Source organism: Halanaerobium sp. ST460_2HS_T2, from assembly GCF_003337665.1.
Lineage (GTDB): Bacteria > Bacillota > Halanaerobiia > Halanaerobiales > Halanaerobiaceae > Halanaerobium > Halanaerobium kushneri.
Genome location: NZ_QPJF01000082.1, coordinates 1 through 1,399 on the forward strand (window position 1 = coordinate 1; position 1,399 = coordinate 1,399).

The window sequence follows — 1,399 nt, forward strand, 5'->3', positions numbered from 1 at the left end:
AATGAGTTTCCCCATTTTTTAAAATAGCAAAAACTATCCTTACCGTCATAATGGTAAAGAGAGTCTTAATATCTTTTGTGATCGTCGTTTTTTGTAATAACTCTTACAAAAAGAAGCTATTCCAGTGTAAGATTTAGCCAGTATTTCTTTGATTCCATCTGCCAAAGCATAATATTCAAAGTTTGGTATGTCAAATATTCTTTCTGAAACTTTTTTAACAAATACTCTAAGCTTAGTCTTTTTTTGATTGGAAAAAAGAGCTAAAAATCCTATAGTTATTGATAAAATTAAATCTAAATTTCTGATTTTCTTCAATGATCTAACTCTAAAGTTTTCAAAGTCAAATTTTTGTTTTTTAAACCTAAAATATTCTTCAATTCTCCATCTTTTAATATACGCTTTTAAAACTGCCAGAGTAAGACGCTTAGAATTTGGATTTAAATTTGTGATAATCATTGTTGGATTAATACCATGTCCTCTGACAATTACCATAGTTAATTCAGTATCTTTTAAAGCAGGTAGTTTAATGGGAGCATAGCTGAATTTTAGTTTTCTTTCTTTGTTATCCTGATTTCTATAGCGGTAAGCATACTTACCCTTATAGAGAGCAGCTACTTTTTTGATATTTAAGCTTTTGCCTTTGTAGATAACATTGCGGTTTCCCTTAGCTCTAATTACAAAATCTTTGTTGCCCTCAGTAAAATATTCATAATACATGTTGGCGTCATAGCCTCTATCAAGGGCATAGATACCGGTTTTACCAAAGTGTTCTTCTATAAAATCAAGACCTTTTAGAGCTTCTATATTTCTGCTTTTAAATCCAGATTCTAGACTTGAATAAATATGAGAATATATTTCAACAGGTAGTGCCTTTTTATCAGTTAGAGCAGTTATTTCAAAAGTATCGTAGCCTTTTTCAGTTTCACCTGTACTGCCGTCTCTAACTCGATCAAGAGCTTCTAGTTTTTTGCTGTAGGGTTTAACTACATCTGATTTATCACAGCAAAAAACAGTATTATCATCAATATGAGGTTTTACCTCATTTATATATTTTCCAATTAAGTCATCCTGTTCATCAAATTTTTCAAGGTTTCTGGATAAACGCTCAACAGTCTTTTTTAAAAGATTATCTTCTTTTAAAGATCTGCCAATATTACTTAAAAGTACTGATTGACTATCTAAAAGTCCATAAATCATTTGAGATATGAATTTAGTTTTAGGTTTTGATAAATCTTTTGATATTTTTTTAGAGAAATTACTTACTTTTCGTTTAATTTCATAGATTAATCTGGTATAATTAGTCACGGTGAAACAACTCCTTTTGGTGTTTTTTGTCTGCAAACTAATTATACCAAAAGAAGGAGCTTGTTTCACCTTTTTTGCGTAATCTGTGGATAAT

At 29.8% G+C, this 1,399-nt stretch carries 1 protein-coding gene; it reads right to left on the bottom strand.

The features are described 5' to 3' along the window. Positions 1-45 precede the first annotated feature (45 nt). Complete coding sequence (locus tag DFR80_RS15120; RefSeq protein ID WP_114490490.1) at positions 46-1,305, bottom strand: transposase; 1,260 nt, start codon at positions 1,303-1,305, stop codon at positions 46-48. Positions 1,306-1,399 lie beyond the last annotated feature (94 nt).